Origin of the sequence: Bradyrhizobium sp. USDA 4532 (assembly GCF_024171315.1) — a bacterium.
Classification (GTDB): Bacteria; Pseudomonadota; Alphaproteobacteria; order Rhizobiales; family Xanthobacteraceae; genus Bradyrhizobium; species Bradyrhizobium australafricanum.
In genome coordinates, this window is the sequence record NZ_JALJZN010000001.1 from 7,026,819 (window position 1) to 7,051,432 (window position 24,614).

At 65.4% G+C, this 24,614-nt stretch carries 21 protein-coding genes, 1 pseudogene and 1 riboswitch; of the genes and pseudogenes, 11 read left to right on the plus strand and 11 right to left on the minus strand.

The features are described from left to right. The first annotated feature begins 44 nt into the window (after positions 1 to 44). Together J2R76_RS32280 and J2R76_RS32285 are read left to right on the plus strand one after the other, a co-directional pair. Positions 45 to 755 carry a YdcF family protein gene (locus J2R76_RS32280; protein ID WP_076827440.1) on the plus strand — a complete coding sequence of 237 codons (711 nt, stop codon included), beginning with the start codon at positions 45 to 47 and terminating at the stop codon, positions 753 to 755. A 139-nt stretch (positions 756 to 894) separates the two neighbouring features. Beyond that, the gene (locus J2R76_RS32285; protein WP_057017876.1) at positions 895 to 1,662 is read left to right on the plus strand and encodes a 1-acyl-sn-glycerol-3-phosphate acyltransferase; all 768 of its coding nucleotides are present in this window, start codon (positions 895 to 897) and stop codon (positions 1,660 to 1,662) included. Positions 1,663 to 1,895: 233 nt separating this feature from the next. Here the strand turns inward: J2R76_RS32285 and J2R76_RS32290 are convergent, their stop codons facing one another. The 4 genes from J2R76_RS32290 to J2R76_RS32305 form a co-directional block, all read right to left on the minus strand. Further along, positions 1,896 to 3,119 carry an ABC transporter substrate-binding protein gene (locus J2R76_RS32290; protein WP_057017875.1) on the minus strand — a complete coding sequence of 408 codons (1,224 nt, stop codon included), beginning with the start codon at positions 3,117 to 3,119 and terminating at the stop codon, positions 1,896 to 1,898. A gap of 161 nt (positions 3,120 to 3,280) precedes the next feature. Then, the gene (locus J2R76_RS32295; protein ID WP_253625363.1) at positions 3,281 to 4,762 is read right to left on the minus strand and encodes an aldehyde dehydrogenase; all 1,482 of its coding nucleotides are present in this window, start codon (positions 4,760 to 4,762) and stop codon (positions 3,281 to 3,283) included. Between the two features lie 107 nt (positions 4,763 to 4,869). Further along, on the minus strand, positions 4,870 to 5,340 hold the full coding sequence (locus J2R76_RS32300; protein ID WP_076827442.1) for a peroxiredoxin: 471 nt from the start codon (positions 5,338 to 5,340) through the stop codon (positions 4,870 to 4,872). Between the two features lie 57 nt (positions 5,341 to 5,397). Next, positions 5,398 to 8,700, minus strand: a complete 3,303-nt coding sequence (locus tag J2R76_RS32305) for an efflux RND transporter permease subunit (RefSeq protein WP_076827444.1) — start codon at positions 8,698 to 8,700, stop codon at positions 5,398 to 5,400. 64 nt (positions 8,701 to 8,764) lie between these two features. Between J2R76_RS32305 and J2R76_RS32310 the strand changes: the two genes are divergently transcribed. Continuing rightward, positions 8,765 to 8,998, plus strand: coding sequence for a hypothetical protein (locus J2R76_RS32310; RefSeq protein ID WP_141340958.1), 234 nt, complete (start codon positions 8,765 to 8,767; stop codon positions 8,996 to 8,998). A gap of 17 nt (positions 8,999 to 9,015) precedes the next feature. Here J2R76_RS32310 and J2R76_RS32315 read toward each other — a convergent pair whose 3' ends face one another. Then, complete coding sequence (locus J2R76_RS32315) at positions 9,016 to 9,612, minus strand: gamma-glutamylcyclotransferase (protein WP_057017872.1); 597 nt, start codon at positions 9,610 to 9,612, stop codon at positions 9,016 to 9,018. Between the two features lie 153 nt (positions 9,613 to 9,765). Between J2R76_RS32315 and J2R76_RS32320 the strand changes: the two genes are divergently transcribed. From J2R76_RS32320 to J2R76_RS32335, 4 genes and pseudogenes are all read left to right on the plus strand, one after another. Continuing rightward, the gene (locus J2R76_RS32320; RefSeq protein WP_253625364.1) at positions 9,766 to 10,953 is read left to right on the plus strand and encodes a DUF2125 domain-containing protein; all 1,188 of its coding nucleotides are present in this window, start codon (positions 9,766 to 9,768) and stop codon (positions 10,951 to 10,953) included. 284 nt (positions 10,954 to 11,237) lie between these two features. Continuing rightward, positions 11,238 to 12,806 carry a hypothetical protein gene (locus J2R76_RS32325; protein ID WP_253625365.1) on the plus strand — a complete coding sequence of 523 codons (1,569 nt, stop codon included), beginning with the start codon at positions 11,238 to 11,240 and terminating at the stop codon, positions 12,804 to 12,806. Between the two features lie 239 nt (positions 12,807 to 13,045). Then, positions 13,046 to 13,555, plus strand: a complete 510-nt coding sequence (locus J2R76_RS32330; protein ID WP_253625366.1) for a hypothetical protein — start codon at positions 13,046 to 13,048, stop codon at positions 13,553 to 13,555. 96 nt (positions 13,556 to 13,651) lie between these two features. Further along, a pseudogene (locus J2R76_RS32335) lies at positions 13,652 to 14,640 on the plus strand (Bug family tripartite tricarboxylate transporter substrate binding protein). Positions 14,641 to 14,675: 35 nt separating this feature from the next. Here J2R76_RS32335 and J2R76_RS32340 read toward each other — a convergent pair. Together J2R76_RS32340 and J2R76_RS32345 are read right to left on the minus strand one after the other, a co-directional pair. Further along, positions 14,676 to 15,527: a hypothetical protein gene (locus tag J2R76_RS32340; protein ID WP_253625367.1), complete on the minus strand. Its 852-nt coding sequence runs from the start codon at positions 15,525 to 15,527 to the stop codon at positions 14,676 to 14,678. A 246-nt stretch (positions 15,528 to 15,773) separates the two neighbouring features. Further along, entirely contained in the window at positions 15,774 to 16,226 is a 453-nt protein-coding gene (locus J2R76_RS32345) for a VOC family protein (RefSeq protein WP_309143558.1), read from the minus strand. 278 nt (positions 16,227 to 16,504) lie between these two features. On the opposite strand from J2R76_RS32345, the gene J2R76_RS32350 reads away from it, so the two are divergent. After that, positions 16,505 to 17,632, plus strand: a complete 1,128-nt coding sequence (locus J2R76_RS32350; RefSeq protein ID WP_253625368.1) for an IS30 family transposase — start codon at positions 16,505 to 16,507, stop codon at positions 17,630 to 17,632. On the opposite strand, the gene J2R76_RS32355 is transcribed toward J2R76_RS32350, so the two are convergent. The 3 genes from J2R76_RS32355 to J2R76_RS32365 form a co-directional block, all read right to left on the minus strand. After that, positions 17,535 to 18,467: a prephenate/arogenate dehydrogenase family protein gene (locus tag J2R76_RS32355; protein ID WP_057017866.1), complete on the minus strand. Its 933-nt coding sequence runs from the start codon at positions 18,465 to 18,467 to the stop codon at positions 17,535 to 17,537. The genes J2R76_RS32350 and J2R76_RS32355 overlap by 98 nt on opposite strands. Before the next feature lie 4 nt (positions 18,468 to 18,471). Continuing rightward, a complete protein-coding gene (gene hisC / locus J2R76_RS32360; RefSeq protein ID WP_253626104.1) occupies positions 18,472 to 19,569 on the minus strand; it encodes a histidinol-phosphate transaminase in 1,098 nt (365 codons plus the stop codon). Positions 19,570 to 19,668: 99 nt separating this feature from the next. Continuing rightward, positions 19,669 to 20,532 carry a chorismate mutase gene (locus tag J2R76_RS32365; RefSeq protein WP_253606686.1) on the minus strand — a complete coding sequence of 288 codons (864 nt, stop codon included), beginning with the start codon at positions 20,530 to 20,532 and terminating at the stop codon, positions 19,669 to 19,671. Positions 20,533 to 20,706: 174 nt separating this feature from the next. After that, a riboswitch (SAM riboswitch) is annotated at positions 20,707 to 20,786 on the plus strand. Between the two features lie 85 nt (positions 20,787 to 20,871). Between J2R76_RS32365 and J2R76_RS32370 the strand changes: the two genes are divergently transcribed. Both J2R76_RS32370 and metW read left to right on the plus strand, forming a co-directional pair. Continuing rightward, positions 20,872 to 22,077 carry a homoserine O-acetyltransferase gene (locus tag J2R76_RS32370; protein ID WP_253625369.1) on the plus strand — a complete coding sequence of 402 codons (1,206 nt, stop codon included), beginning with the start codon at positions 20,872 to 20,874 and terminating at the stop codon, positions 22,075 to 22,077. Beyond that, the gene (gene metW, locus J2R76_RS32375; RefSeq protein WP_057017864.1) at positions 22,074 to 22,739 is read left to right on the plus strand and encodes a methionine biosynthesis protein MetW; all 666 of its coding nucleotides are present in this window, start codon (positions 22,074 to 22,076) and stop codon (positions 22,737 to 22,739) included. The genes J2R76_RS32370 and metW overlap by 4 nt, the downstream gene beginning before the upstream one ends. A gap of 91 nt (positions 22,740 to 22,830) precedes the next feature. On the opposite strand, the gene J2R76_RS32380 is transcribed toward metW, so the two are convergent. Beyond that, a complete protein-coding gene (locus tag J2R76_RS32380; RefSeq protein ID WP_076827459.1) occupies positions 22,831 to 23,703 on the minus strand; it encodes an alpha/beta fold hydrolase in 873 nt (290 codons plus the stop codon). Between the two features lie 231 nt (positions 23,704 to 23,934). On the opposite strand from J2R76_RS32380, the gene J2R76_RS32385 reads away from it, so the two are divergent. Next, a complete protein-coding gene (locus J2R76_RS32385; RefSeq protein ID WP_076827461.1) occupies positions 23,935 to 24,600 on the plus strand; it encodes a TIGR02594 family protein in 666 nt (221 codons plus the stop codon). Positions 24,601 to 24,614 lie beyond the last annotated feature (14 nt).

Sequence of the window (24,614 nt, forward strand, 5' to 3'; positions counted from 1 at the left end):
GATCATGCTTTAAAATCGCCCGGGGGGAAGGATAACCGCATCACATGAGTTTGCAGTCCGACGATACGTCGCCGAATGGCTTTGCCGCGCGCCCGCGCGGCTGGCTGCGCGCCGTTATCGTCGCGCCGCTGGCGCTTGCCTTCGTCGCCGCGGCGGTCGGCTTTGTCGGCTTCCTCTCGCAATTGCGCGGCGTCGAGACCGACCCGCCGCAAAATGCCGACGGCATCGTGGTGCTGACCGGCGGCTCGTCGCGGGTGTCCGACGCCATGGAACTGTTGGCCGCCGGCTACGGCAAGCGTTTGCTGATCTCGGGCGTACATCCGACCAACGACGCCAGCGACATTTCTCGCTCGGTGCCGGACAGCAAGGGGCTGATGAGCTGCTGCGTCGATCTCGACCGCTCGGCGCTGAACACCCGCAGCAACGCGGCGGAGACGCGGCGCTGGGCGCGCGAGCGCGGCTTCAAGTCGCTGATCGTGGTGACCTCGAACTACCACATGCCGCGGGCGATCGTGGAACTGTCACATGCGATGCCCGACGTCACGCTGATCCCGTTCGCGGTGGTCGGCGACAAATGGCGCGACGAGCCGTGGTGGACGAGCGGCGCGACGTTCCGTCTCTTGCTATCGGAATACGCCAAATATGTCGCCGCCGAGATGCGGGTGCGGCTGGCCGGTCTCGGCCTCGACCTGACCTCCGATCTCGCCGAGCCGGCTGCCGCGCCGCGCCGCCCGGCGACGGCGCAGGCGAATTGATGTATCAGGCACCGTCATTCCGGGGCGATGCGCGGCATCGAACCCCAATTCGTAATTGCGAATTGTGGAATCTCGAGATTCCGGGTCTGGTGCTGACGCACCATCCCGGAATGACGGTGTAAAGGATAGTGTTGAGAGAATGACTTCAATCTTCCTGCGCTCGCTGATCTTCAACGTGCTGTTCTATCTCGTGCTGGTGGTGCTCTGCATCATCGCGCTGCCGGCGCTGCTGTTGCCGCGGGGGGCGTTGATGGCGCTCGAAGTCGCGTGGGCCAACACCAGCCTGTTCCTGATGCGCGTGATCTGCAACATCAGGATCGAGTTTCGCGGGATCGAGAAGATACCGAGCGGGCCGCTGGTCGTCGCCTCGAAGCACCAGTCGTTCTGGGAGACGTTCGCGCTGGTGCGCTTCTTCGAGCATCCGCTGTTCATCCTGAAGCGCGAGCTGATGATGATCCCGGTGTTCGGCTGGTACCTCAAGAAGGTCGGCATGATCTCGGTCGAGCGCGGCGGCGGCCCGCGCTCGCTGATCAAGACGCTGAAGCGCGCGGCGGCCGAGGTGAAGCTCGGCCGGCAGCTTGTGATCTTTCCCGAGGGCACCCGTACCGCACCAGGGGCGCCGCCGAACTACAAGGCCGGCGTCGCGCAGATCTATGCCGAGAGCGGCGTGCCGTGCCTGCCGATCGCGCTCAATTCCGGGCTGTTCTGGCCGCGCCGCACCTTCATGCGCTATCCGGGGACGCTGGTGGTCGAATTCCTCGATCCGCTGCCGCCGGGATTGCCGCGCGATGAGTTCATGGCTCGCTTGCGCGACCAGATCGAAACCGCCACCACCCGCATCGTCGAGGCCGGCCGCGCCGAGCAGGCGAAATTGTTCGGCGGTGTGCCGAACGCGGCGAAAGGGTAGGGCGCAGCACAAGCCCTGGTGCGGTTGCTGCCGGGAATTTCGTGCCCGCGGTTTCGTCGGTCCCTTCAGAAATCGTCATGCCCGGGCTTGTCCCGGGCATCCACGTTTTTGGTTCGGCCTGAAGCAAGACGGTGGATGGCCGGGCACAGGCAAGCCGAAGCGATGCCGTCCTTCGGGCGGCTGCCCGGCCCATGACGATGCGGAGAGTTACCGTATCGCGAAAGGCGTCGCCATCACTGACCGGCCGCCGCGTCGGTGTTGAAGGTCTCGCCTTGCGGCACCCAACTCTTGCCGTCGAACGTCGCGATCTGCATCTGCGTGAACGGCGCATAGCGGTCCGGCCGCGTCGAGATAGCGATGCCGGGCAGCAGCAACGGCGCAACCACCTTGTTGAGGTTGGTTGCCTGCTTCAGCAAATTCTCGCGCGTCAGATCATCGCCGCACATCTCGATGACCTTCACCGTCATATAGGCCGAGATGTAGCCGGTGACGTTGCTGCCGTCGGCGATGTCGCCTTGCGGATACCACTTCGCCAGGAATTCCTTGAACTCCTTCACGTCGGCGGCGTTCTCCCAGGTGGGATCGGTCGGCGTCTTGAACGCCAGCGCGGTCAATAATCCCTTCGAAGCTTCGATGCCGGCCGGCTCCATGACGCCCTTGATCGATGAGGAGACGCTGACCACGTAGTTCAGCGGTTTCCATCCGAGCTCGTAGACCTTGCGTATCGCCTGCGCGCCGAACTTGGGCGTCGCCATCGTGAACAGCGTGTCGGCGCCGGAGGCTTTCAGGGAGACGATCTGCGAATCGACCGTCGGATCGGAAACCTCGTAGGTCACTTCCTTCACGATCATCGTCTTCGCCTTGTCGCCGAGGCCATCCTTCAGCCCCTTGACGTAATCCTTTCCGGCATCATCGTTCTGGGAGAACACGCCGAGCTTCGCGTCGGGCTTGTTCTTCAACAGATATTTGGCGAAGATCATGCCCTCCATCTGGTAGGGCGGATAAAGCTGGGTGGTCCACGGGAAGTTCTTCGGGTCGTCCCATTTTGCCGCGCCCGTCGAAATGAAGATCTGCGGGACCTTCTTCTGGTTCAGATACTTCTGGATCGCTGAATTGGTCGGCGTGCCGATGGTGCCTATGATCGCCAGCACCTCGTCCTGTTCGACGAGGCGTCGCGTCTGCTCCACGGTCTTCGGCGGCGAATAGGCGTCGTCCAGTGAAATCAGCTTGATCTTTCGGCCGTTCACGCCGCCCTTCGCGTTGATCATCGCGTAGTAGGCCTCTTCGAGACGCCCCTGGGTGCCGTAGGCGGACGCCGGGCCGCTATAGGGCATGGTCTGGCCGATCTTCACCTCGGTATCGGTGACACCGGGGCCGTATTTCTTGTCGGCGAGGGCAGGTTGGGCGGTGGCGAGCATCAGCGCGCAGAACACTGCGCGTGAGTAACGAAACGTCATGGCGAATCTCCCCAAGTATCGGCCACGCTCTTCGGCGTGTGCCGTGGGGCTGATGATCGCTGCTCCACCCTGCACGTCAAGTGCGACAGCTCGGCGCGCGGGTGCCGTCGTACCGCTGTGCGTCCGGGAGCGGTGAAGCAAGCGATGTCAGTGCGGAAAACTCACCGCATCACGAACGGATTGGCCGGCACGTCCGTCGCGGTCGAGATCCAGACGCTCTTGGTCTCCTGATATTCGCGGACCGCGTCGATGCCGCTTTCGCGGCCGACGCCGGAGTGCTTCGTGCCGCCGAACGGCATCATGTAGCTGATGGCCCGGTAGGTGTTCACCCACACGGTGCCCGCGCGCAGTTGCTTCGGCACGCGGATGGCGCGCGCGAGATCCTTGGTCCAGATGCCGGCGGCGAGGCCGTAGATCGTGTCGTTGGCGATCCGGATGGCGTCCTCCTCGGTGTCGAAAGAGATGATCGACAGCACCGGTCCGAACACCTCCTCGCGCGCGATCCGCATGGTGTTGTCGACGTCGGTGAAGATGGTCGGTTCGACGAACTGGCCGCCCTTGATGCCGTCGCCGGTGGCCGGCTTGCCGCCGAGCAGGCAGCGCGCGCCCTCGGCCTTGGCGATGTCGATATAGTCGAGCACCTTCTTGTACTGCGCCGGCGTCGTGATCGGGCCGACATTGGTGTCGGACTGCATGGGATCGCCGATCTTGGCGGACTTTGCCAGCTCCAGCACCCGCGCGACGAATTTTTCCTTGATCGAGCTCTGCACCAGAAGGCGCGATCCCGCGATGCAGGTCTGCCCCGTGGCAGCGAAGATGCCGGAGATCGCGCCGGCCGCGGCGGCGGTGAGGTCGGCGTCCTCGAACACGATGTTGGGCGACTTGCCGCCGAGCTCGAGCGAGACGCGCTTCAGGCTCTTGGCTGCGGTCTCGTAGACCTTTGCGCCGGTCGTATCGGATCCCGTGAAGGTGATCTTGGCGACGCCGGGATGGGCGATCAGCGCGGAGCCCGCCTCGGGACCGAAGCCGGTCACCACGTTGAAGATGCCGTCGGGAATTCCGGCTTCCTTGGTCAGCGCGGCGAATTCCAGCGTGCTGGCCGAGGTGAATTCCGACGGTTTGACGACCACGGCGCAACCAGCGGCGAGCGCGGCGGCGCACTTCCAGGCGACGAACAGCAGCGGCGAATTCCAGGCGGTCAGCGCCGCGACCACCCCGACCGGCTCATGGGTCGTGTAGGCAAAGGTCTCCGCCTTGTCGATCGGCACCAGGCCGCCCTCGAGCTTGTCGACGAGCCCGCCGAAATACCACCACCACTCCGGATGGTAGCGCAACTGGCCGAGCATCTCGGCCATCAGCTTGCCGTTGTCGCGCACCTCGATCTCGGCAAGGCGCTCGGCATTGGCCGCGACGAGGTCGCCGAGCTTGCGCATCACCTTGCCGCGTGCGGAGGCCGTCATCTTCGCCCAGGGGCCGCGCCACATCGCCTCATTGGCTGATTTCACCGCCTTGTCGGCGTCGGCGGCCGTGCCGCGCGGAATCTTCGCCCAGGCCTCGCCGCGATAGGGATCGATGCTGTCGAACCATTCGCCATTGGCGGGGTCGACATACTGGCCGTTGATGTAGAGCTGATAGGTTTTCATGACATCCTCCCGCAAGGCGATGGTTCTGGTTGGCGGAACGCTATCACGCATTGCGCGACGCCGTCATAACGCAGTCGCGTGAGCCGGGTTGCAGCCGAGGCGGGCCGCTATCGGCCATGCGGCGCGGCAAGCTCGGCCGCGATGATCGCGCCGAGCGCCATGTCGCTCTGTTGTCCGAAGCCATGATGCACGACGTTGCCGTCGCGGCCGATGAGGATGCTGGTCGGCGTTCCCTGCATGCCGTAGCGCTGCATGGTGACCGGGATCGGCGTGCCTTCGCCGGCCTCGTCGACGCCGATCGGGAAGGTCAGCCGGTACTCGTGGATGAAGGCTTCCAGCGACACCTCCGTCATCGCCGCGTGGTGCTCGAATACGGTGTGCAGCCCGATCACCTGCAGGTCCGAATGCTTGAACAGCTCGAACGCGCGCTGGGTCTGCGGCGTGCCGTGCGCGACGCAGCCGGGGCACAGCATCTGGAACGCGTGCAGCAGCACCGGCCGGCCGCGCAGCCCAGCCAGGGTCAGCGGCTCGCTGGTGTTGAACCAGCGCGACGCGGCGATATCAGGTGCGAGAGTCACAGATCGGTTCCTTGCGTCCGCTCACGGCGCAAGGTTGGCAACATCGATACCGGTCTGTCAACGACCGGCGGCGCTTGATGCCGCGGCCCGGCGTGCGCGGCGCGCGGCGCGGCGGCGCTGGGTCCAGAGCCTGGCACGGTCGAGATAGAGATAGACCACCGGCGTCGTGTAGAGCGTCAGGATCTGGCTCAGGATCAGGCCGCCGAAGATCGCGATGCCGAGCGGCTGACGCAGTTCGCTGCCTTCGCCGAGGCCGATCATCAGCGGCACCGCGCCGAACAAGGCAGCCAGCGTCGTCATCATGATCGGCCGGAAGCGCATCAGGCAGGCCTCGTAGATCGCATCGCGCGACGACAGCCCGCGCTGGCGCTCGGCATCGAGAGCGAAGTCGATCATCATGATGGCGTTCTTCTTCACGATGCCGACCAAGAGGATCACCCCGATCATGCCGATGATGTCGAAATCGGTGTGCGACAGCATCAAGGCCGCCACCGCGCCGACGCCTGCCGAGGGCAAAGTGGAGAGGATGGTCAGCGGGTGGATGTAGCTCTCGTAGAGCATGCCGAGCGAGATGTAGATCGTCGCCAGCGCGGCGAGGATCAGGAACAGCTCGTTCGCCAGCGCCTGCTGGAAGATTTTCGCGGAGCCCGCAAACCCGCCGGAAATGCCCGCGGGCATGCCGAGCGCGTGCATCGCGTTCTCGATCGTGGTGGTCGCTGTGCTCAGCGAGACGCCCGGCGGCAGGTTGAACGAGATGGTACTCGAGACCAGGAGATCCTGGTGGTTGACGGAAAGCGGCGTCTCGCCGTGCTCGAAGCTTGCGACGCTCGACAGCGGGATCATGGTCTCCGCGCTGGTGGAGACCGCGGTACCGGTCGATGCGACGCCCTTTCCGGTGGCGCCGATCGAATTGGTGGCCTGGTTGCGCACCACATTGGCGGCGACCGCGCTGACCGAGCTTTTTTGCGAGGACGAGGCCACCGTGCCGGCCACGGCATTGGTGCTCTGCGTGCCGCTCGCCGAGCCGCCCGAGGTCGAGATATAGACCTCCTTGAGGGTCTGCGGGTCCTGCGAGAAACGCGGCGCGACCTCCATGATGACATGATACTGGTTGCGCGCGACGAAAATGGTCGAGACTTGGCGCTGCCCGAACGCGTCATAGAGCGTGTTGTCGAGCTGGCTGACGGTGATCCCGAGCCGGGAGGCGGCGTCGCGATCGATGATCAGATTGGCTTGCAGCGCCTTGTTCTGCTGGTCGCTGTTGACGTCGGCGAGCGTCGGCTCCTTCTGCAATGCCGCGACGAGCTTCGGCGTCCACTCGTTCAGCTCCTCGAAGGTCGAGCCCTTCAGCGTGTACTGATACGCCGCATTGCCCGAGCGTCCGCCGGCGCCGAGGTCGCCGATCGATTGCAGGAACAGCGTGGCGCCCGCGACGCTTGCCAACGGCTCGCGCAGCCGCTCGATCACCTTGTCGGCGCGCAGCCGGCGCTCGTCCATCGGCTTCAGCGAGGCGAACACGGTGCCGGTGTTGGTGCCGCCGGGACCCACGCCGCCGCCGCCGGTGAAGCCGACCGCGGTGTCGACCGCCGGATCCGACTTCACGATGTCGATGAACTGGGTCAGCTTCTGCTGCATCAGCTGGAACGAGGTGCTCTGGTCGGCCTGGATCGAGCCGACCAGCAATCCGGTGTCCTGCTGCGGCACGAAGCCCTTGGGCACCACCTTGTAGAGATGGAAGTTCAAATAGAGCGTCGAGCAGAGGATCAGCATCACCAGGAGCGGATGGCGCAGCGCGAGGCCGAGCGTCGCGCGGTAGCCGTTCAGCATCAGCTCGAAGATGCGTTCGCTGATCCGGTAGATCCGGCCGTGCGGCCGGCCCTCCTCCTTGCGCAGCAGTACCGCGCACATCATCGGCGTCGTGGTCAGCGAGACCACCAGCGAGATCACGATCGCGATCGTGATGGTCATGGCGAATTCGCGGAACAGGCGGCCAACTAGGCCGCCCATCAGCAGGATCGGCACGAACACCGCGATCAGCGACACGCTCATCGACAGCACCGTGAAGCCGACCTCGCGGGTGCCGACCAGCGTGGCCTCGAGCCGCGACAGCCCGGCGTCCATGTGCCGGGTGATGTTCTCCAGCACCACGATGGCGTCGTCGACCACGAAGCCGGTCGCCACCGTCAGCGCCATCAGCGAGAAGATGTCGAGCGTGTAGCCGAGTAGATACATCACGGCGAACGTCGCGATCAATGACACGCCGACCGCCACCACCGGGACCAGCGTCGCCCGCGCATTGCGCAGGAAGGCGAACACCACCAGGATCACCAGGGCCACCGCGATCAACAGCGTGATCTCGACGTCGTGCAGCGAGGCCCGGATTGTCTTCGAGCGGTCCATCGCGAGGGTGATGTCAACCGCAGGCGAGACCGAGGCCTTCAGCTGCGGCATCAGCCCTTTCACGGTGTCGACCATCTTGATGATGTTGGCGCCCGGCTGCCGGTACACGATCATCACGACGGCCGGCTTGCCGTTGGAAAGGCCGAGCGTGCGCACATTCTCGACGGAATCGATCACGTCGCCGACATCGGTCAGGCGCACCGCCGCGCCGTTGCGGTAGGCGACGACCAGCGGCCTGTAGTCGGCCGCCTTGCGGGCCTGGTCGTTGGCGTAGATCTGGTAGCGCTGGTTGCCGACGTCGATGCCGCCCTTCGGGCTGTGCGCATTGGCGCTCGAGAGCGCGGCGCGGACGTCCTCGAGCCCGATGCCGTATTTGTACAGCGCCGGCGGGATCAGCTCGACGCGCACCGCCGGCAGCGAGCCGCCGCCGACCGAGACTTCGCCGACGCCCTCGACCTGCGACAGCTTCTGCGCCAGCACGGTCGAGGCGGCGTCATAGAGCTCGGCCGGCGTCAGCGTGTCCGAGGTCAAGGTGTAGATCAGGATCGGCGCCGAGGCCGGGTTGAACTTGCGGTAGGTCGGATTGGCGCGCAGGTTGGTCGGCAGGTCGGCGCGCGCCGCGTTGATCGCCGCCTGCACGTCGCGTGCGGCGCCGTTGATGTCGCGGTCGATGTCGAACTGCAGCGTGATGCGGGCGGAGCCGAGCGAGGACACCGACGTCATTTCGGTGACGCTGGCGATCTGGCCGAGATGGCGCTCGAGCGGGCTTGCCACCGTGGAGGCGACGTCGGCAGGGCTCGCGCCGGGCAGGGTCGCCTGCACCATGATGGTCGGGATGTCGACGTCGGGCAGCGGCGACACCGGCAGCTTGAAGAACGCAATGATGCCCGCCACCACCAGTCCAAGCGACAGCAGCGTGGTGCCGACCGGCCGTCGGACAAAGGGGGCGGAGAGGTTCATCGAATTTGCGAGCGCTGTTTGCGGATCAGCTTCTATCCGTCCGCGCCGGGATGCAAAAGCCTAAATGTCACAGGGCGGCGCCATACCGCCGCCGCGATTTGCCGGATGCACCGCGGCGCACGCCGAAAAACGAGGATCTGGCAAAACCCGTTTACAAAGGCTGATCGATGATGGTGGCGAAGCGCAGTCGCAAGCACTGCGCAAAGGCCAAATGAAGAAGCTCAAGGCATTCCGCAAGTCGCCGGATAGTCCGCTCGGCGAGGTCGTTAAACGACGGTTGGCCAAGCGAACTAAGTAGAGCCTCGCGACGCAGCCTTACGCATCCCGGGCATCCTGCAGCGGGTGACGCGCCGCGTGGGCATCATGCAGCATCGTCGCTAGCTGGTGCAGCTGCGTGTCGCGAAAGCCCTGCTTCTCGATCGAGGCCACTGTCGAGAGCACATAGTCGCGGTTGTTGCCGGAGCGGCCATGGCCCTGCAGCACCAGGCGCTGCTGCTCGGCGAGCGACAGCCGCCCGGCATATTGCACATGACCGCGATCGACCACATAGGCCAGCGCGCTGACGCGCTCGCGCGCCGCATTCTCCAGCCACACCGAGCGCATCACCTCGCGATAGACGTTGGTGGTCTGCTCGCGTCCGCGCAAATAGGCGATGGTGTCGTGGCGCAGGCGGGCGGCGACGCGGAATGCGATGCCGCGGCAGGCGCCACCGCGGTCGAGCCCGAGCACCAGGCCCGGCTTCTCCGGCGTGCCGCGGTGGTCGAACGAATAGACGCAGAGCGCGCGATGCTCGCCGATCAGCCGCGCCGGCACCTGTTCCAGGAACTCGAAGCCCGGCTTCCACATCAGTGAGCCATAGCCGAACACCCAGAGGTCGCCGTCGGTTTCGGAATGGGGAGGATTTGCTGACATGGCGCTGATGGGCTAGCAGAACGGGCCGTCGAAGCGAAGCGGATTCCGTGAAGTTTCCAAGGCTTGCTGAAGGCTCGCTCAAGGGTTGCTCGGGGCTTGTTCAAGGCCCGCGGCCGCTTAGATTTTGACAAATTCGCCCGCCAAAGGACCTGCATGTCGGATCAGACCTCCGCCCGCCGCCGCCGCTCGCGCTTCGGCCTTTATGCCGTCCCGGTCGCGGTCCTGATCGCCGCGGTGCTGTGGAGTGCCTTCTGGTTCTTCGCCGCCTCGCAGGTCGGCGTGCAGGCCGATGCCTGGCGCGCGCAGGAGGCGAAGGCCGGCCGGGTCTATGATTGCGGGGGCCGTTCGGTGGCGGGCTACCCGTTCCGGTTCGAGGTCCGCTGCACCGATCCGAGCGTGATGCTGGTCTCGCAGACCGCCGCGCCGCAGATGGCGTTCGTGGCGCGGCTCGCCGAGATCCTGGTCGTGGCGCAGGTCTACGATCCCAAGCTCGTGATCGCCGAATTCAAGGGACCGGCCACGATCGCCGAGCGCGGCGCGCAGCCGACGCTGTCGGTGAGCTGGAGCAAGGCACGCAGCAGCGTGGTCGGCCTGCCGGCGCCGCCGCAGCGCGCCTCGCTGGTGTTCGACGATCTCGCCATCGACCGCACCGGCGGCGCGGCGCCGGTGCCGCTGGCGCGGGTCAATCACATCGAGCTGCACGGCAGGCAGGTCGACGGCTCGGCGCCGGACAGTCCGGCGATCGAGGCCGTGCTGCAGATTGCCGGCGGCACCTTGCAGGAGGTGCATCCGCTGCTCGCCCAGCCGTTCAACGCCGACATCCATGCGCGGCTCAATGGCCTGAAGGATTTCTCGCCGAAACCCTGGCCCGATCGCTTCCGCGAGATCCAGGCCGCCGGCGGCAGCGTCGAGATCCAGCAGTCGCGGATCGAGCAGGGCGATGTGCTGTCGGTCGCGGCCGGCATGCTGCGCCTCAACGCGCAAGGGCGCATCGAGGGCGAATTGCAGATGACGGTCGCCGGCCTCGAGCGCGTCATCCCCGCGCTCGGCATCGACAAGATGCTGGAGGAGGGCGTGCCGCAGGCAACGCTTGATCGCGTCGCGCCCGGCGTGAAGAGCCAGGACCTCAGCAATCTCTTCGGCGCGCTGGATCGCGCCATCCCCGGCCTCGGCAAGGTGATCAAGCAGAACGCCAATGCCGGCATTTCCGCCGGCGTCAATTCGCTCGGCACCGAGGCTATCCTCGAAGGCAAGAAGGCGCGCAGCTTCCCGCTGCGCTTCGCCGACGGCGCGGTGTTCTTGGGGCCGCTGAAAGTCGCGCAGATTCCGCCGCTGTTCTGAGCGGATGGACGCTGCGGAAACATCCGTCATTGCGAGGAGCGATAGCGACGAAGCAATCCATGGCTCCGCATATGCCGCGCGATGGATTGCTTCGCTTCGCTCGCAATGAGCATACCGGTAAGGCCACTCACTATCTCCTCGCGCGCTATCGTCGATTACCGCGATCTATTCCCGCCGCCGCGATGAGAAAAACGTGACCGGAATAATGCGCCCCGGCGCGAATATCACTCCCCGAGTACCGCTCTCTTTCGCCTGAGGAAGCAACCTCGTGTGGAGGAGAAGCGATGCGAATTCTCGGGGGAATTCTGCTCGGCAGCATGCTGCTGTCGGCAGGCTCGGCGTTGGCGGAGGACGATGCGTCCGAGCTGCGTGCGCTGAAGGCACGGCTCAAGCAGCTCGAGCAGAAAATGGAGACGCAGGCGCGCAAGGAGGAGGCGCTGGCCGCAAGACAGAACGCAATTCAGAACGCGCAGATGACGGCGAAGGCGCCGGTGCCGTTCGATCCCTGCGCATCGGGCAAGCTCTGCTACAAGGGCGTCACCTTCACCTTCGGCGGCTGGGTCGATCTCACCGGCATCTATCGCAGCCGCAACCTCGCCTCCGATTCGGGCTCGGTCTACAACTTCATCCCGTTCCCGCAGAGCAAGAACTACAACACCGGCGAGTCGCGCTTCACCGCGCGCCAGACCCGCTTCTCGGTGCTCGCCGAAGCCAACGCCACGGAGAACATCCACGTCGCCGGCTATGGCGAGCTCGATTTCGAGGGCGCGGCGCAGACCGCCAATTCGGTCGCGACCAATTCGTTCAATCCGCGGCTGCGGCAGGCCAGCATCGAGATCGACCGCAGCGATCTCGGCCTGCATGTCCTCGCCGGCCAATCATGGTCGCTGAACACGCCGAGCAAGGCCGGCATCGATCCGCGAGGCGCCGATACGCCGGGCGTGATCGATTTCGAGCTGGTGCCGGGCTTTCTCGGCGCGCGCCAACCCGGCGTCCGGGTCTGGCAGGATATCGGGCCGGAGTTCAAGCTCGCGGTCTCGGCGGAGAATCCGCAGACATCCTTTTTCGGCGGCAACAACCCGCTGGTCGGCACGCCGGCGGTTGGCCCGCAGGGCGTGCTCAATCCGAATCTGCTGGTCAATCTCACCGGTCCGGGCGGCAGCTTCTTCAACAGCCTGAACAATGTCAGCCTCAACCACGTTCCGGATTTCACCGTGAAGGGCGCGTGGGATCCGCGGCTCGGGCCCTACAAGCTGCATGTCGAGGCGTGGGCGCTCTACCGCGACTTCTATGATCGCTTCAACTTCGCCAATCACGACGTCAACACGGTCAGCTTCGGCGGCCACCTCTCGGCCGAGATCGTGCCGAAGCTGCTCGAGGTGCAGGCCTCCGCCTCCTACGGTGCGCTGGGCCGCTTCACCGCAACGCCATTCCCGGATGCAACCGTGCGCCAGGACGGCTCGATCCAGCCGCTGCCGATCACGGCTTTCCTGGTCGGCTCGGTCTGGCACACGACGCCGTCGCTCGATCTCTACGCCTATGCCGGGCTCGAAAAGACCAAGGCGGCCTTCTCCAATGTCGGCACGGTGCCGTTCGGCTACGGCAATCCGCTCTACAACAAACTCGGCTGCAACATCGAGAACTCGCCGGCCGCGACCTGCAACGGCAACACTTCGGAGGTGAGGCAGTACACCGCGGGCTTCTACGACACGATCTTCAAGGGCTCCTACGGCACCATCAAGGCCGGCGCGCAATATTCCTACACCCAGCGCTTCGCCTTCCAGGGTGTCGGCGGCGCGCCGAAGACCGACGACCACATCGTCATGACCCAGATCCGCTACTACCCGTTCTAGGGCGTGACGATGTCATTTCGAGCCGAGCTACGAACTCTGGTTACCTCGCCCCGCGCGCGGGGAGATGTCGGCGCGCATCGTTAGATGCGCCCCGGGTGAGGGGGAGCCTCCGCAAACGTTGCTATCACCATCCATGCGGAGACGGCCCCTCACCCCAACCCTCCAAGAGCACGCTTCGCTTGTCTCGACCCCGTAAGAACGGGGAGAGGGAGTGCACCACCGGCAAAGGAACACCGCACATGAGGATCGTGACCAGACCGAAGCAGAGGGCCGTGATCGCGCGCGAACTGATGATGGTCAGCCGCGCCGCGCATGTGCTGCAGCGAACTGGCCTCGCGATGGCCGGTGCCATGGCCGGCACCTTCGTCGCCGCCCAACTCGCCAAGGGCCATGTCGCTGTCTTCGGCACGCTCGGCTTCATCGCGACGACGATCGTGATCGGTGCAGTCGGCTTCTATCTCGGCATCGATGTTCCCAAGCCGGTGATGCGCGGCACGGGTCGCATCGATGCCGTCGAGCTGATGAGCGCGGGCGGCGTCTTCCTTGCCGCGCTGGCTGCGCTGGTGTCGGTCTACGGCATCATCTTCGACGAGATTCCGCCGCGCGCCTGGGAGTTCGTGATCGGCTCCTGGTGGTTCGGCGGCGGCGTCATGCTGGCGACCGCCGGCCTCGTCGGCCGTCAGCGGCCGGCGCAGAAGGCCGCCGCGCTGTCGACGGGGCCGATCCGGGATCAACGGCTGCGGCGGTGAGTACGGTCGCAGACCTGCGGCCCCGCTGCGCCAATCTGTCCCGTAGCTGCGATCGGCCGATGCGATACCCTCATCAAAAAATCGGGGAGGGACTTCATGCCAGCGAAATTCAGCCGCCGTCACGTCATCGCTGCCGGAACCGCGGCTGCCGCGATGCCCTTCCTGTCACGCGGCGCCTCGGCGCAAGCCGCCTGGCCCTCGCGGCAAAGCCGCATGATCTGCAGCTACCCCGCCGGCGGGCAGACCGATCTCCTGGCACGCGCCTTCGGCGAATTCATCGCAAGGCAAGTCGGGCAAACCGTCGTCATCGAGAACAAGGCGGGCGCCTCGGGCTCGATCGGCGCCGCCGAGGTGGCGCGCGCCGCGCCTGACGGTCACACCATCCTGTGCTCGATCTCGACCACTTACGTGATGAACCGCGCGATGATGAAGAACCCCGGCTACGACATGGACAAGGATCTGACGCTGGTCAGCGTGATCCCGGGCGCCGGGCTGCTGCTGGTCGCGAGCCCGAAATTGGGCGTCAAGACACTGGCGGAATTCGTCGCCTATGCGCGCAGCAGCGGCAAGGTGAATTTCGGCACCTATAGCGCGGGCTCCGCGCCGCACATGACGATCAACGAGCTCAACAAGCAGTATGGCTCACCATCGAGCCGATCCACTATCGCGGCGAAGCACCGATGTGGACCGGGCTCGCGGAAGGTACGCTCGATGTCGCGATGGGCAGCTACACCGCCGCGCAAACCGTCCTGCAAAGCGGTCGCGGCGTCGTTTTTGGGGTGCATTCGAAGAAGGTCGACGCGATCCCCGAGATCAGGACGCTGCTCGAGCAGGGCGCGACGTCGAAGTTCTTCACCGTGAGCGGCTTCTCGGGCTGGGCACTGCCGAAGGCGACGCCGCAGCCGATCGTCGATCGGCTGTCGGAGATTTGCGTCGCCGCCAATAACGATCCGAAGGTGAAGGAGGTGCTCGCGACCTTCGTGCTGGAGCCCGCGATCGGCTTCAAGGACAGCAATGCGCTGTATCAGCGCGAATTGCCGGTCTGGATGGAGGCCGCGCAGTCACTCGGCCTGCCGCCGGCTTGAAGCGATCCGGAACTGAAGGATGGCTGCATCGACGGTCACCATTCGTCGTAGAACCACTCCCTCGGGATACGAGGCCGCGCTCTTGCGTATGGCGGGATAGACGTCCGCTCGGGCTTGCGCGCGGCCGGCGCCGGCTGCGTCGGAGCCGGTGACGCCTTCGGCTCGGAAACCTTCGCGAGCGCTCGTTTCATTTCTTCCTGGCTCGCCTTGAGTTCCTCAATGGCTTTGGAGCTCTCGCGGGCCATCTGTTGCTGGTTCGCCTTTAGTTGCTCGATATTTCGCTGAACATTTGCGAGGTCGCGTGCGATCGTTTGCAGCAGCTGCGTCTGATCGGGAAGGGCTGTGTTGGCCGTCGGCGCGGCGTCCTGCGGTGGTGCGGTCTGAGGCAACGGCGTCGCTTGGGGCGGAGCGGCGTCTGCCGCGGCGACCTGAACGGCAGGTGGAGCGGGCTGCGCCGGAGGCTGCGGATCATCCGGCGGCAATGCTGGAGTTGAAACGAGCTGCGGCGCCCAACGGGCGACAAGCAGCTTGGCTTCCCCGCCATATGACGACTGCAAAGCCAGGGCAGCGACCACGATACATGCTGCCACCGACAAGGCGGTGAGGGCGCGGAATACCGGTCTTCCGGGCCGCGATTGCGAGGCAAGTCCGGAAGAAGCAGGGCTGGGCCCGGAAGAAACGGGGTTGGGTCCGACCGAGGGCGGGTTTGGCTTTGCCGACGGGTGGGACGCGGCATCGCGCTCCATTCTTGCGAGCTGTTCACTCAAGCGCGTGAGTTCTTCATCGGCGCGCGCAATCTGCTTTTGGGCTTCCGCGAGTCGTTCGTCGGCGCGCGCGCTCGGGCTATCGTTCGATCCAACTGGGTTCGGAGTGGGCGTGGAGTTCATTGACGTTTCCCTTTCCGTCCAATGTCACCCAAGAGTGCCGACTCGGCTATCCGTCAGGGGCGATCAGCCTCCAGCACTCCCTTCAGTCTTGTCTAAAGAATGGCCGGATGATAGCGCGCCCGAGGTCTCGTGATAATGGGGCGGGATATTGGCCCGGGCTAGCCGAAGATCGGGTCCGCTCGGGTCAAAAGCCGACATCATTCCGCGCCGCTTGGGGCAATGCAAACGGCCCTGGCCAGCGTAGTCTCAGGCGTCCCGCTGGACCAACTCGAAGGTGATGCCCTCTGGGCCCTCGAACAGCCGGAGCTTCCGGCTGATGTAGTCCATCTCCTCGCTCAGCATGGTGACACCGTTGGCCACTAGGTGCGCGGTGGCCGCCTCGATGTCGTCGACGCGGAAGGCGAGGTGATTGAAGCCCAGCTTTCGCAGATTGGTCGGGTGCACCCCCGGATCGGTCCCCGGGAGCGGGTCGAACTGAAGCAGCTGGATTTCGAAATCCGCTCCTTCGAGTGCGAGGGTGATGTGCTGCGCTCTCATGGCCGGCATGCCCATGTACCGGGCGGGAACGCCGCCGTCGATGGTCGCGACGTGAGTCTTCTTGAAGCCGAGCAGTGCGAAGAATTCGATCGCCGGGCCGGCATCTGCCACTGCGATAGTCACATGATCCGGACTGAGTATCATCTGATCGCTCCCTGTCATCAGCGACGCGCCGGCTTTCCTGCTGGAGGCTATCAGCTCGCTCCGTCCGCCGGTAGGTGGGTCGGCCCTGCGGCGACACAATCCGACGGGCAACTCCAATTGTAGGATGGGTAGAGCGAAGCGAAACCCATCGATTTAAGCCCGCGGCGCCAATGATGGGTTTCGCTGCATCGTTGCGCGAAGCTGAAACGACGAGTCCCGTCAACCACACCCGCCGCGGAGTATGGGTCCCCTGAGTTCACAAACGAAGTGCAACACTTCCTTGAGGAGGTGTTGCCATGGGGCGGACTTACAAGCAGCTCTCTCTGGACGACCGATGCGAGATTGCCTGCCGATCGGCCAATGGCAGCTCGGTCCGGCAAATCGCGGCAGCTCTGGATCGCTCGCCATCAACGATCTCTCGGGAACTGAGGCGCAATCGGGGGAGCCAGGTCGGCTACAAGCCGAGCTATGCCCAGCACCAGATGCGAGCGCGGCGCTGGACGGGCGGACGCCTCGAACGGGAGCCCGGCCTGCGCCGCGCGGTGTTGCAACGCCTTCGCCGCGGCTGGTCGCCCGAGCAGGTCGCTGGCCGGCTGGCCCGCGAGCACGGGCGCAAGGTGATCTCCCACGAGACCATCTACCGCTTCATCTATCGCCAACTCAGGCGCACCACGGACTTCAACTGGCGGCGCTATCTGCCGCGCGCCAAGAGCAAGCGCGGCTGCCGCGGCAAGCGGGGCGGCAGCCCCGCAAGCTTCATCGAAGGCCGTGTATCCCTGGCAAATCGGCCGCTCGAAGCGGCCGACCGCAGCGTGCCCGGACACTGGGAGGCCGACCTGATGATGTTCTCGAAATACGGTCAGGCCGTGCTGACCGTGCATGAGCGCACCTCGCGGCTGCTGCTCGGCATCCGCCTTGCCAGCAAGGTCGCGCGCGGTGTCGCCCGCCATCTCGTGGGCTTCTTCGCGCCCCTTCCACAAGAGCTGCGCCAGAGCGTTACCTTCGACAACGGCACCGAGTTCGCCGATCACCTGGCGCTGCACCGCCTCTCGATCGCGACCTTCTTCTGCGATCCCCATGCCCCCTGGCAGAAGGGTGGCATCGAGAACGCCATCGGCAGGATGCGCCGCTTTATTCCCCGCAAGACGGATCTCGTAACCCTCTCGACCGCCAGATTCCGCCAGTTCATCGCCGCCTACAACAACACCCCGCGCAAATGCCTTGACTACCGCACGCCTGCCGAGTCCTTTGCTCAAGTGTTGCACTTCGAATGTGAATCCACCTCCCGGCCTGCGCCGGGACGACGAATGGAAAGAGTTGTCCCGGCTACTTCTCCAAATTCGCATGCGGCCGGCCGAAGTCGGGTGCGGCGGAGTCCTGGCCGGTCTCGACGATGCCGCGGCGGATGGCGCGGGTGCGGGTGAAGTGGTCGAACAGCGCTTCGCCGTCGCCGCGCCGGATCGCGCGGGTCAGCTTCGACAGATCCTCGTTGAAGGTGCCGAGCATCTCGAGCACGGCGTCCTTGTTGGCGAGGAATACGTCGCGCCACATCGTCGGGTCCGAGGCCGCGATGCGGGTGAAGTCGCGGAAGCCGCCGGCGGAGAATTTGATGACCTCGGATTCCGTCACCTGCGCCAGCTCGTCGGCGGTGCCGACGATGGTGTAGGCGATCAGATGCGGCAAATGGCTGGTGATCGCGAGCACGAGGTCATGATGGTCGGGCGTCATGATCTCGACCTTGGCGCCGAGCGCGGCCCAGAACGTTCGCAATCGGTCGGTCGCCGCGGGATCGGTGCCTTCGGGCGGGGTGAGGATGCACCAGCGGTTGATGAACAGCTCGGCGAAGCCGGAATCCGGCCCCGAATGCTCGGTGCCGGCCACCGGATGCGCCGGGACGAAGTGGACGCCGTCAGGCAGATGCGGCGCCATGTCCTTGACGACGGCGCCCTTCACCGAGCCGACGTCGGAGATGATCGCGCCGGGCTTCAGATGCGGCGCGATCTCAGCGGCGACCGGGCCGCAGGCGCCGACCGGGATGCAGAGGATGACGAGGTCGGCATCCTTCACCGCCTCGATGTTGGTCTCGACGACGCGATCGACGATGCCGAGTTCGGCGACGCGCGCACGCGTCTTCTCCGAGCGCGCGGTGGTCACGATCTCGCCGACCAGCCCTTGCGCGCGCGCGCCGCGCGCGATCGAGCCGCCGATCAGGCCGAAGCCGATCAGCGCGATGCGTTGGAAGAGCGGGGCGGTGGTCACGATGTCACTTTCCGGCCAGGAAGTCGCGCAGCCCCTCGACCACGAGGCGGTTGGCCTCCTCGGTGCCAATGGTCATGCGCAGCGCATGCGGCAGCTTGTAATTGTTGAGTGCGCGCAGCACGAGGCCGCGCCGCGTGAGATAGGCGTCGGCTTCCGCCGCGGTCTTGCCCGTGTCGGTCGGGAAATGGATCAGCACGAAATTGGCGACGCTCGGCGTCACCTTCAGCCCGAGCTTGCCGATCTGCTCGGTCAGCCAGTTGCGCCATTGTTCGGTGTGGGTTCGCGACATCTGCACATGCGCCGAGTCCTCGATCGCCGCCACCGCCGCCAGCATCGCCGGCGTCGTGACGTTGAACGGACCGCGGATACGGTTGCAGGCATCGACGATATGCGCCGGCCCGAACATCCAGCCGATCCGCAGCGCCGCAAGGCCGTGGATCTTCGAGAAGGTGTGCGTCACCACCGTGTTGTCCGTGGTCGCGACCAGCTCGATGCCGAGCTCGTAGTCGTTGCGCGAGACGTAGTCGGCATAGGCGGCGTCGAGCACCAGCAGCACATGCGACGGCAGCGCGGCGCGCAGCCGTTTGACCTCGTCGAACGGGATGTAGGTGCCGGTCGGATTGTTCGGGTTGGCGAGCCAGACCAGTTTCGTGCGCGGCGTCACCACCTTGAGTATGGCGTCGACGTCGGCCGTGAAATTGGTCTCGGCCGCGATCACGTTCCTGGCGCCGTTCGCCATGGTGGCGATCGGGTAAACCAGGAAGCCGTGGGTGGTCGAGATCGCCTCGTCGCCGGGCGCGAGATAGGTGTGCGCCAGCAGGTTGAGGATTTCGTCGGAGCCGGCGCCGCAGATGATGCGGTCGGGATCGAGCCCGTAGGCGCGGCCGATCGCCTCGCGCAGCACGCGTGAGGTCCCCTCCGGATAGTCCTCGAGATGGTCAGCCGCCGCCTTGTAGGCCGCGATCGCCTTCGGAGACGGCCCGAACGGCGTCTCGTTGGCGGACAGCTTGAACACTTTGCGGCCCGGTTCCGGCACCGGGCTCTTGCCGGGCGTGTAGGGCGCAATATCGAGGATGCCGGGGTTCGGCACGGGGCGGGACATCATCAACTCCGAACAGAGCGTTTTCGAGCGAAGTGGATACCGGTTCGCGTGAAGAAAACGCGTCAAAACAAAAGCCTGGACGGGCGGCTGGCTCTTACTTCAGGTCCTGGCCGATCCGTTAGAGGGCACCGTATAGCGCGTTGCGTGGCTGCCGACGAGGGCCGACGAGCGGACCGAGGCGCCGGCCTTGATCAGGGCGAGCTTGATGGCCTCGAAACCCTTGTTCTTAAGGTCTTGTCCGGTGACCGAGACCAGGAGCGCCGCGCCGTCGAAAGCGGTGTCGGGGACCGCGACGATCTCGGCGAGCGGCGCAAGCGCCCGGGCGACATCGGCGTTCCAGCCGGAGACGCGCACGCTCCAGGTCTGCACTTCGGTGACCATGGCGTCGTCGGCGACCCGCGAGATCACGAACACCGGCAGCGCGGCGGGATGGTCGGCGCGTTCGAGGAACGGCAGCCGCGCGATGATCTTCGGCGCGCCACTGGCCTCGAGCGCATTCCACCACGGCGTACGGCTTGCGATCGCGGAGACCAGCGCGAGGTCGCCCTTCGACTTCGCCACCGCCTCGACCGCGGCCTGTGCGCTGAAATGCGACACGTAAGGCACCACGAAGCCGAAGTGAAACCGCGCCGAGTCGCGCATGGCCGACTCGCCGACCGAAACATCGGCATGCACCGCGAACGGCGCCTGCACATAGGTGAAGGTCGAGATGATGACGCGCCAGATGCTCTCGATGGTGTCGAGCGGCAGGATGCCGCGATGACGCCGCACCAGCTCGCGCATCATGCTGGCCTCGCGTGCCGGGCGGAATGCCGAGCCGACCTCCTGGGTCTTCTTGACCTGGATCAGGCGGTCGATGATGTCGCCGCGCGCCATCAACAGGCGGTGTACCTGCTCGTCGATCGCATCGATCTCCTTGCGCAGATCCTGCAGCGAGGGCGGCGACGGGGGTGGGTTGGACATGCTCTCAAACCTTGTCGTCGGGGCGGCCCGGTGCCGCGTCGGACAGGGTCCCTGATTAGGAAAGACGGGCAGCGAAAGCAAAGAGAAACGTCGCAGGCGTGCCTTGCGCATTCGGTTAACCAATTGGCCGTGGGCAGGGCTGTCTTGACGGCGGGGGGCGTGGGGACTACGTTCCCTGCGTCCCGTGGTCATTTGAGCCGGCCGGCTTGCAGCCACGTTAAACAACTCGCTAAACAGGCCGGGGACCTTATCAGCTCCCGGCCGAACCTTTGTTCAGGCCGGGTTTTTTATTGGCCTGAGGTCCGTCGAGCCCTCCCGCGCGGAGGCAGGGTCGCCTAGATGAGCAACGTGCGTCCGATACCGAGCCCACAAACCCCGAGCGATGATCGCGCCCATGAGGCCGACCATCCGTCGTCATTGGTGGCGAAGTTCGGGATGGACCAGCCGCTCAAGCTCGATTGCGGCGTCGATCTCGCACCATTCCAGATCGCCTACCAGACCTATGGCGAGCTCAATGCCGACCGCTCCAACGCGATCTTGGTCTGCCACGCGCTGACCGGCGATCAGCATGTCAACAACATCCATCCCGTCACTGGCAAGCCCGGCTGGTGGGAGACCATGGTCGGCATCGGCCGGCCGATCGATCCCGACAAGTACTTCATCATCTGCTCCAATGTGATCGGCGGCTGCATGGGCTCGACCGGCCCTGCGTCGTTGAACCCCGCGACCGGCAAGGTGTGGGGACTCGATTTCCCGATCATCACCATCCCCGACATGGTGCGTGCGCAGGCGATGCTGATCGATCGTCTCGGCATCACGACGCTGTTCTGCGTGGTCGGCGGCTCGATGGGCGGCATGCAGGTCCTGCAATGGACCGCGGCCTATCCGGAGCGCGTGTTCTCGACGCTCGCGATCGCCTGCTCGACGCGCCACTCGGCGCAGAACATCGCGTTCCACGAGCTCGGCCGCCAGGCCGTGATGGCCGATCCGGACTGGCGCGGCGGCCGCTATGTCGACGAGGACACCCATCCGCACCGCGGATTGGCGGTGGCGCGGATGGCCGCGCACATCACCTATCTCTCGGACGCCGCGCTGCACCGCAAGTTCGGACGGCGGATGCAGGACCGCGAGCTGCCGACCTTCTCGTTCGATGCGGATTTCCAGGTCGAGAGCTATCTGCGCTACCAGGGCTCGTCCTTTGTCGAGCGCTTCGATGCCAACTCCTATCTCTATCTGACCCGCGCGATGGACTATTTCGACATCGCCGCCGACCACAACGGCGTGCTGGCGAAGGCGTTCACCGGCATCCAGACCCGGTTCTGCGTGGTGTCGTTCACCAGCGACTGGCTGTTTCCGACCTCGGAATCGCGCGCGCTGGTGCATGCGCTGAACGCGTCGAGCGCGCGGGTGTCGTTCGCCGAGATCGAGACCGACAAGGGGCACGACGCCTTCCTGCTCGACGTGCCCGAATTCCTCGAGATCTCCCGTGCCTTCCTGCTGGCCGCAGCCAAGGCGCGCGGACTGAAGGACGGCGGCCGGTCATGAGCATGCAGCAGACATTGCCCTTGCCGGGTATCGCGCCGGAGCGGACCGGCGGCTATCGCACCGATCATCTGTTGGTCGCCGACATGGTGCGGCCGGGCTCGCGCGTGCTCGATGTCGGCTGCGGCGACGGCGAATTGCTGCAACTGCTGGAAAGCCGCGGCATCGACGGCCGCGGCATCGAGCTGTCGCGCGAGGGTGTCAATGGCTGCGTCGCCAAGGGGCTCGCGGTGGTGCAGGGCGATGCCGACACCGACCTCGTCAATTATCCGGATGATGCGTTCGACTACGTGATCCTGTCGCAGACCTTGCAGGCGACGCGGCAGCCCAAGGTGGTGCTGGAAAATCTGCTGCGCATCGGCCAGCGCGCCATCGTCTCGTTCCCGAATTTCGGGTTCTGGAAGATGCGGCTGCAGCTGTTGATCGGGGGCCACATGCCGCGCACCGAGAATTTGCCGGCGAGCTGGTACGACACCTCGAACATCCACTTCTGCACCATCAAGGATTTCGTGCAGCTCTGCGAGGAGATCAACGTCAAGATGGAGCGCGCGGTGGCGCTCGATCTCTACGGCCGTCCGGTGCCGCTCAACCTGCCGTGGTGGGTGTGGAACATGTTCGGCGAGCAGGGCGTGTTCCTGCTCAGCCGGGGTGGGCAGGGGAAGTGACGTCATGGCGTCATTCCGGGGCACGCGAAGTGTGAACCCGGAATCTCGAGATTCCGGGTTCGATGCTGCGCATCGCCCCGGAATGACAGGACTACACCGGCGCCGCCACCAGCGACCGCGGATCGCGTACCGGCCAACGGCCGGCCTCGACCAGCGCGATGAAGCGCTCGACCATCTCGTTGAACAGCGCCGGCTCCTCGAGGTTGAGCACGTGGCCCGACTTCGGGAAGAACGAGAGGCCGGCGGCCGGCAGATGCTGCTTCAGGAACATGCTGGGCGCGATGCAATTGTCGTCCTCGTCGCCGCACAGGATCAGCGCCGGCGTCGCGGCGCGCTTGATGGCGTCGGTCATGGTGTAGATCGAGGGCCTGCCGCCCTGGAAGCTGCGCATCGTGTTGGCTGAGCCTCTGGCGTCGTGGCGGGCGAGCGCGGCGTAGAAATCGGCGTGGCCGCGCGGATCCTTGACCAGGAACGGAATCCGGCTCGGCGCTTCGCGCGTCACCTTGGCGACCTCGACCGCGCCGATGCTCTCGTATTGCTCGGCATTGGCACGGCACTGCGCGCGGAAGGCATCGAGATGCTCGAGGCTTGAGCCGGAGCCGACCGCGGCCAGCGTCATCGACAGCGCGCGCTCCGGCGCGTTGAGGGCGATCTGCAGCGACGAATAGGAGCCCATCGAGAGCCCGACGAAATGCGCCTTGGCGATGCCGAGATGGTCGAGCACGGCGAGCGCGTCGGTATAGAAGTGCTGGTAGGTGTAAACGTCGGCACTCGCAGGCACGTCGGACGGCGTGTAGCCGCGCGCCGAATAGGCGATGCAGCGGTGGCCGCGCGCGAAGTAGCGCATCTGCGGCTCCCAATTGGTGTGATCAGCGGCGAACTCGTGCAGGAAGATGATCGGGGTTCCGCTGCCGGCCTCTTCGAAGTGGAGGCGGACATGATCTTTCGTCGTGGCGTAGGGCATTGAAATTCTCCTCTCGTTGGCCGCCTCCAGATTTGCAGTTAATTTTCGAGGCCGCAATGCGGCAGTTCCGGTTCCTTTCTCGTCATCGAATCATCGCGGAATGACCAAGAAATTGGTCCCGCAGTGCCGCATGAAATCTTCCTCGCGCCATCCCGATTTTCAAAACCACCGCCGTGTTCCCCCGGGAACGCGACGGGGAATTGGGGGGCGTTACAGAGGATCTAGTGAAGTATGGTTCAGTTGCTTGCGTGTCGCCGGTCACTTCGTGTTTTGGCGCTGGCTCTGTGTTCGCTCACTCTCGCCGTGATCTCCGCCGCACCGGCATCCGCCCGTCCGCATCATTCCCGTCACGCGCATTCGGCCCATGCCGGCCATCACGCGCGTCATTATGCCCGTCATCACTATCGGCCCGCAGCGCGGCTGTCGCGCGCCGAGCGCCGCGCACTCGCGCAGCCGGGCGGGATCATCGAAACCAACGCAGCGCCGTTGCCCGGCAGCGCTGACCCCGTGCCCAACACGGGCGGCGTGATTGCGGCAAGCGGCTTCGGCTCGTCCGGCATCGTGGCCGAGGCGCGCCGCTATCTCGGCGGCAATCCGACCGGCCGCTCCAGCCTGTGGTGCGCCCGCTTCATGAACATGGTGCTGCAGCACACCGGCCATCGCGGCACCGGCTCCGACATGGCGAGCTCGTTCGCCAAATACGGCACGCGCGTTTCGGGACCGCAGGTCGGCGCCATCGCCGTGATGAGCCGCCGCGGCGGCGGCCATGTCGGCATCATCACCGGCGTCGATGCCAAGGGCAATCCGATCATGATCTCGGGCAACAGCGGCCACCGCGTCCGCGAGACGCGGGTCTCGCGCGGCCGCATCTACGCCTATGTGATGCCGACCAACTGATCGCTCGAAAGCGG